This is a genomic window from Ornithinibacillus halotolerans (assembly GCF_014637405.1).
Classification (GTDB): Bacteria; Bacillota; Bacilli; order Bacillales; family Amphibacillaceae; genus Ornithinibacillus; species Ornithinibacillus halotolerans.
In genome coordinates this window covers 195,996-202,049 of the sequence record NZ_BMEY01000007.1, presented here as the reverse complement: position 1 = coordinate 202,049, position 6,054 = coordinate 195,996, and the positions used below count along the sequence as shown (strand labels likewise).

Below are 6,054 nucleotides of genomic sequence, written 5' to 3'. Positions count from 1 at the left end.
GTTTATTTGATGTAGTGGTCGGGAAACCAACTATATCTTATCACGAAGAGAGGCCTTTTTAATTTTAATACCACGCTATAAGCTCTCCGGAACCCCCGGCATAGCCAGGGGTTTTCAAATGACATAAAAAAAATGCCATGCTTTATAACATGCATGGCAGTGAAGAATACTCTATACCTATAACCAACAATGTATGACCTTAACTCCAATATGTTACACTACTTATATCTAGCCTCATTAATAAAGGAGAATACGTTATGCATACATTAAATTATCAAACTGCATGGGAAAAACAAATTTCAGCTAAGGATAAGGCATTAGTGGAAAGGAAATTCGAAGAAACTATTTTAGAGGAGGACACTGTACAATATACATTAATAAGAAAGGATCGAAATTATAAAAATGAGTTATTAGTATTAGTTTTAGTCCATAATACTACTGATCAGGATATTATGTACAAACAAAAAAAGCTATGCTTATGGCATAACGATACATTAGTTGCAGAACATATATTTACATTGCATAATCTTACTGTGAAAAGTAATAGTAGTATGCCTTGGACTTTTATTTTTCCAATTGGGACATATAATCTTGAGGAGAAAATAGAAATTGACCATATATTTCTTAGAGAAAGTATTGAAAGGAAATCAGAAATATGATAGTGTTAGAGGGTACTGTCTGAATAATCAATGATATGATATACTTCTTCCTATTTTATTATATCACTTATAATTCGGTTAGTCAACACAAAATATATAAAAGATTGGGGTTGATTTAATGAGTCACGACAAAAACATAGTTGAGGAACAAAAACGTGTCGATGAGGTCATTCAGGAAATCAACATCATAGAAGAGAAGCTTTACTCTAAAGCCGGGGGGCTGAAAGAAAGTATTATTGATCTTCGTAAAAACTTCTGGGACGATGTAACTGTAAACTTAGATGAACCAGATGATGTAATTGAAACACAAGCAAGTTTAAAACAGCAGGCTGAGTTATTGGCTGAGCGGGAACGATCACATGGCAAAATTGGAAAACAGCTAAAAACATTAGCTCGACTCAAGGACTCCCCCTACTTTGGAAGAATTGATTTTAAAGAAAGACCAAGGAATGAAGAAGAGCAAATATATATCGGAATAGCATCACTGATGGACCAACATGAAGAAGACTTTCTAATATATGATTGGCGAGCACCTATTTCAAGTCTTTATTACGACTTCCCTCCCGGTGAAGCTTCTTATCAAACGATAGATGGTACAATTACGGGAGAAATTACACTGAAGCGACAGTTTATTATTAGACAAGGTAACATAAAAGGAATGTTTGATACGGGTGTAACAATTGTTGATAATCTGTTACAAGATGCCCTTGGTAATAACGCAAGTACTACGATGAAAAGTATTGTTGCAACAATACAAAAAGAGCAAAATAAAATAATTCGCAATGAACATAGTAAATTACTTGTTGTGCAAGGTGTCGCTGGAAGCGGCAAAACTTCAGCTGTGCTTCAACGTATCGCGTACTTACTTTACCGATTTCGTGAGAATTTGAATTCAGAGAACTTATTGCTTTTTTCTCCAAACCCTTTATTCTCTAGCTATATATCAAATGTACTACCAGAACTCGGCGAAGCAAATATAAGTCAAACTACTTATCTCGATTTCTTAAAAGAAGGAATTGAAAAGGATATTGCAATTGAATCCCCTTTTGAACAAATGGAGTTTACGTTAACTTGTAAAGATGAACAGTTACTAGCATCTAGACAACAAAATATGAACTTAAAATCCAGCATTGATTTCAAATCAATTTTAGATGACTATCTTTCCTCTTTACTCATAAGTGGCATTCAATTTAGAAATATTACTTTTCGAAATGAAATTCTTATTTCTAAAGAGAGTATATCAAAATATTTTTATTCACTTGAAAATAACATCAGTATACCCAATCGAATTGAACTAGTTTCTAAATGGCTTCTTAAAGAGCTTCGGGTCATACAGGATAGAGAAAAACCTAAAGAATGGGTACTTGAACAAGCGGAATTACTAGAAAAAGAAGAATATCTACAAGCATATTATGAGAATCAACGTGTAGATGAAGAAGACTTTAGTATCGAAGAAGATGTATTACGTACTCAAGTGATTAAAAGATACTTTGCTCCAATTCGTAAGCAAATTAAACAATTTGCATTTGTTCATACACTCGCTACCTATAGACAACTTTTTATAGATTGGGAACCGTCTACCGTATCAGATGAATGGGATACTATTTGCGAACTTTCCATTGACTATTTAACGAATAAGTTTTTAACATGGGAAGATGCTACAGCATATCGCTACTTTAGAGGAAAAATTATCGGAGACAAAGAACATCGTGGAGTACGTCATTTATTTATTGATGAAGCACAGGATTACTCTGCTTTTCAATTCGCATATATTCAAGAAGTGTTTCCATATGCTAGAATGACATTAGTCGGAGATATAAACCAAGCTATTTTCTCTTATGCCTCTACAGAAAATCCATTAGTTCCTAACTTTTTCGATGAAAGTTTCGAGAGAATTGTTCTTACAAAAAGTTATCGTTCCACAAAACAAATAGTTGAGTTCACGAAGAAATTTGCTCCAGGCGGTGAAATAATCGAACCATTTGAGCGAGATGGAGATCCACCGAATGTTATTTTTTTAGAATCCATTTCCAAGCAGACCGAAGAAATAATAAATTCTATAGCCAGATTTAAGGATAAACAATTTGAAACAATCGCTATTCTATGTAAAACATTGAAAGAAAGTAACGATATTTTTGATATGCTCAAAGATAAAGTTGCTATTAAACAAATTACAGAAGAAACGTATGCATTTGATAAAGGGATTGTTGTTTTACCAGTCTACCTGGCAAAAGGTATTGAATTTGACGCAGTCATTATTCCTGATGGCTCACTAGAACATTATAACCAAGAGTCTGATCGCACTCTTTTTTATACTGCCTGTACTCGTGCCATGCATTCATTAACGATACTAACGACAAATAATCCATGTTCGTTTTTACAAGAAGCCTTGAATTAACATTTTTGGATATTTATCATTTCTTATCAATATAAGTTAAGTTAGGATTCCATTTAAATCACATCAAAAAACCGCTTGATAGAAACCTAATTTCTTTCCAAGCGGTTTTTTATTTCATAAAAATATAGATTGATTCGTTATTCCAACTCACTATTACTATAAATCTCCACTCCACTCAATGCTTGTGTTGCTAGATGGTCTGCTTCCCGGTTTTTCTTCCGGGGTATTAACTTATATTCAGGAGTAATACCCAATTGCTCTACCTTTGCCTCAATTCTTTCAATCCAACGAAGTAATTCTTCTTCATAGCATGGCCACTCATCATTTAATTGATTAATAACACCTTGTGAATCACCTGTAAATGTAACAGGCATATGGTGAATACCGATAGTTTCTAATTCATTAACCGCTAGATGTAATGATGCATATTCCGCTTCACCATTTGTGTTTAATTCCTCCACCAATGCATTTTTCCGTATTCGATATTGTTTCTTGCCTTTTTCGTAATAGATGACACATCCTAAGCCAGAATTACTAGAGCTAATGTCAAATCCCCCATCAAAGAATACGACTATATTGTGTGGCTCTTCCTCTAAACTTTGAACATACTTCTTCAACTCTTTTACAGTCCAAGTAGTATCATGTTGATCATATAAAGTTATATTTTTTACTCGACCAGTTTTCTGTAAATCTTCTACTAGTAGTAATGCTTTTTCTGGGGTCATCTCATCAGAGTGAAAAGTAACTTCAGTTCCCTTTGGCGTTTTATATATTATCTCCATTTTTAGTATCATACCACTATCAGTACTCCTATTCGTTTAAAGGTAATTTCCTTTTAATTGTAAAAAAGGGATACGAACCATTTTATGATTTGCATCCCCAAAACACTATTATTTTTTAACGATTTTTATTTACATATTGACGTTTGTTATCAACTACACCACTTAAACAGATTGTAGCAGGATCCTTCGATATATCTAATTCAATATCTGAACCATCTGCAGGTAGAACATCCTCGAAGATTTCTTCGTATTTTTCAACAGTTACTTCTTCCCTCTTATTAAATAACTGTTGATGAGATTCTTTGATTAAATAATCTCTATAATTCAGCTGAAGCACCCCAGTAAAGAATTCTCCTACAGCACCAGAACCATAACTAAACATCCCGATTCGTGAACCATCTTCTAAATCAGCATTTTCAAGTAAGGATAATAAGCTTAAATATAAAGAACCCGTATAAATATTACCAACATTACGGTTATAGATTGTACTTGTTTGGTAATTCTTTAGTAATCGTTCCTGCACTTCTTCCGACGCTTCATCCAATACAGTGCGTAAAGCTTTTAATCCCATTTTTGTATATGGGAGATGATAACAAATTGCTTCCATGTCTTTTAATTCTAGACCAGATTTTTCTTTATATACTTCCCACACTTTATTAAAGAATAATATATATTGCTCATTTGAGAACTTCCCATCCACAAATGCCTTGTCCGAATAGATTGGTCTCCAAAAATCCATAATATCATTTGTTAAATAAACATTATGTTGTTCTAATTCCATAACATGTGGATTAGCACTAATAATCATCGCTACTGCACCTGCACCTTGAGTTGATTCCCCAGGTGTATTTAATCCATATCTTGCAATGTCTGTTCCAAGTACAAGAACTTTACTTTCAGGATTTAGCGCAATATGTCCTTTTGCCATTTGAATACCAGCTGTCGCTGCGTAACAAGCTTGCTTTAATTCAACGGCACGTGCATGAGGATTCAAGCCAAGTAATTGATGAACATATACTCCTCCTGATTTCGAATGGTCGATTCCAGATTCAGAACAAAAAATGACAAAGTCAATTTTTTCTCTATCTTCTTCGTCAATTATCTGAAGAGCTGCATTAGCAGCTAATGTCACGGAATCCTGAGTAATTGGTGCAATGGCCATTTGGCTTTGTCCAATTCCAATTGTAAACTTCGCAGGTTCAACACCTCTTGCCTCCGCTAACTTCTCCATATCCACATACACATGTGGTGAATAAAATCCTATTTTATCTATTCCTATTTTCATGCTGATTTCTCCTCCTGAGTAATTCTATCTCCTATTATAACTACATGTGAATAATCACACAAACAGAATTAAAATTATGTATGGTACTGGTTTAACAATTGAAGTATCTTTCTCCGTTCTGTAAATTAATAATAAATTTTCAGAACGGAGTAACATTTAATTATTGTTTTGCAGAACCTTACACTTACCCATTATCTCTTTTTCGTTTATTCTTTTTTCCATTAATGTTTAGAAATTCACTATCACTAGCAAATTCTTCATCATGTTTTCCGTTTCGTTCAGGTTCCGTATTATACTTAATCCCGTAATTTTTCTGACGCCCTGTATCACGATTTCTATTTTTATTTTCTTCAGACATAATTTGCCCTCCTCATCATAACATGTTCAAGGATTATTATGTCCACGAAAACACATCTTATTTGATTAGTTTTTTTCAGTAAATTGATACTCTACCTCTTCCTCCCCCATGACGACTTTCATATTATATTCGTCCAAAAACCAAGCATCATTTTTATTAAAATAAAATGTAATACCATCCACTTCTTGTTCTTCACCTATATCCCCATGAAGACCTACAGAAATCCCCAAGAAAAAGTTAGGATGATCCGTTTTTATACCTCCATAAATTTTTAAGAAAAATTGAACATAATCCCCATTCTCTAATCCCATTTCATCTTTGAACCACTTCACTGCATCACTAGTTATTTGTAAACCCATTGGTGCACCTCATTTTTTTATTATTATCTATACCCTATTCTATAATAGATTACGTAAAATAGCGGAGAAAACGACATAATAAACCCACTTTTTATCGAAATTTGACACAAATATATATACTCGTCGTTTCTCAACAATTATTATGAAGCCTATACTCACGTTAAAAGGTTCAAGATACATACGATTTGATCAAAAAGGTATTTAAATTTAAAT

At 33.5% G+C, this 6,054-nt stretch carries 6 protein-coding genes; 2 read left to right on the top strand and 4 right to left on the bottom strand.

The genetic code is table 11. From position 1 onward, the window contains the following. The first annotated feature begins 257 nt into the window (after nucleotides 1-257). Nucleotides 258-659: an SLAP domain-containing protein gene (locus IEV35_RS09105; protein WP_188384360.1), complete on the top strand. Its 402-nt coding sequence runs from the start codon at nucleotides 258-260 to the stop codon at nucleotides 657-659. 118 nt (nucleotides 660-777) lie between these two features. Further along, nucleotides 778-3,057 carry an RNA polymerase recycling motor HelD gene (gene helD, locus IEV35_RS09100; protein ID WP_188384359.1) on the top strand — a complete coding sequence of 760 codons (2,280 nt, stop codon included), beginning with the start codon at nucleotides 778-780 and terminating at the stop codon, nucleotides 3,055-3,057. A gap of 137 nt (nucleotides 3,058-3,194) precedes the next feature. On the opposite strand, the gene IEV35_RS09095 is transcribed toward helD, so the two are convergent. The 4 genes from IEV35_RS09095 to IEV35_RS09080 all read right to left on the bottom strand — a co-directional run bounded on the left by IEV35_RS09095 (nucleotide 3,195) and on the right by IEV35_RS09080 (nucleotide 5,841). Beyond that, on the bottom strand, nucleotides 3,195-3,851 hold the full coding sequence (locus IEV35_RS09095; protein ID WP_188384358.1) for a reverse transcriptase-like protein: 657 nt from the start codon (nucleotides 3,849-3,851) through the stop codon (nucleotides 3,195-3,197). Between the two features lie 103 nt (nucleotides 3,852-3,954). Continuing rightward, nucleotides 3,955-5,124 (bottom strand): hydroxymethylglutaryl-CoA synthase, encoded by a 1,170-nt coding sequence (locus IEV35_RS09090; protein ID WP_188384357.1) that lies wholly within the window; start codon nucleotides 5,122-5,124, stop codon nucleotides 3,955-3,957. A gap of 184 nt (nucleotides 5,125-5,308) precedes the next feature. Next, the gene (locus tag IEV35_RS09085; RefSeq protein WP_188384356.1) at nucleotides 5,309-5,482 is read right to left on the bottom strand and encodes a hypothetical protein; all 174 of its coding nucleotides are present in this window, start codon (nucleotides 5,480-5,482) and stop codon (nucleotides 5,309-5,311) included. A 65-nt stretch (nucleotides 5,483-5,547) separates the two neighbouring features. Next, nucleotides 5,548-5,841 (bottom strand): HesB/YadR/YfhF family protein, encoded by a 294-nt coding sequence (locus IEV35_RS09080; RefSeq protein WP_188384355.1) that lies wholly within the window; start codon nucleotides 5,839-5,841, stop codon nucleotides 5,548-5,550. Between the last annotated feature and the right edge of the window lie 213 nt (nucleotides 5,842-6,054).

Excerpts from the sequence above, each read along its gene's own strand:
- IEV35_RS09105 (WP_188384360.1), top strand. The coding sequence starts at position 258 with ATGCATACATTAAATTATCAAACTGCATGGGAAAAACAAATTTCAGCT.
- helD (WP_188384359.1), top strand. The coding sequence starts at position 778 with ATGAGTCACGACAAAAACATAGTTGAGGAACAAAAACGTGTCGATGAG.
- IEV35_RS09095 (WP_188384358.1), bottom strand. The coding sequence starts at position 3,851 with ATGATACTAAAAATGGAGATAATATATAAAACGCCAAAGGGAACTGAA.
- IEV35_RS09090 (WP_188384357.1), bottom strand. The coding sequence starts at position 5,124 with ATGAAAATAGGAATAGATAAAATAGGATTTTATTCACCACATGTGTAT.
- IEV35_RS09085 (WP_188384356.1), bottom strand. The coding sequence starts at position 5,482 with ATGTCTGAAGAAAATAAAAATAGAAATCGTGATACAGGGCGTCAGAAA.
- IEV35_RS09080 (WP_188384355.1), bottom strand. The coding sequence starts at position 5,841 with ATGGGTTTACAAATAACTAGTGATGCAGTGAAGTGGTTCAAAGATGAA.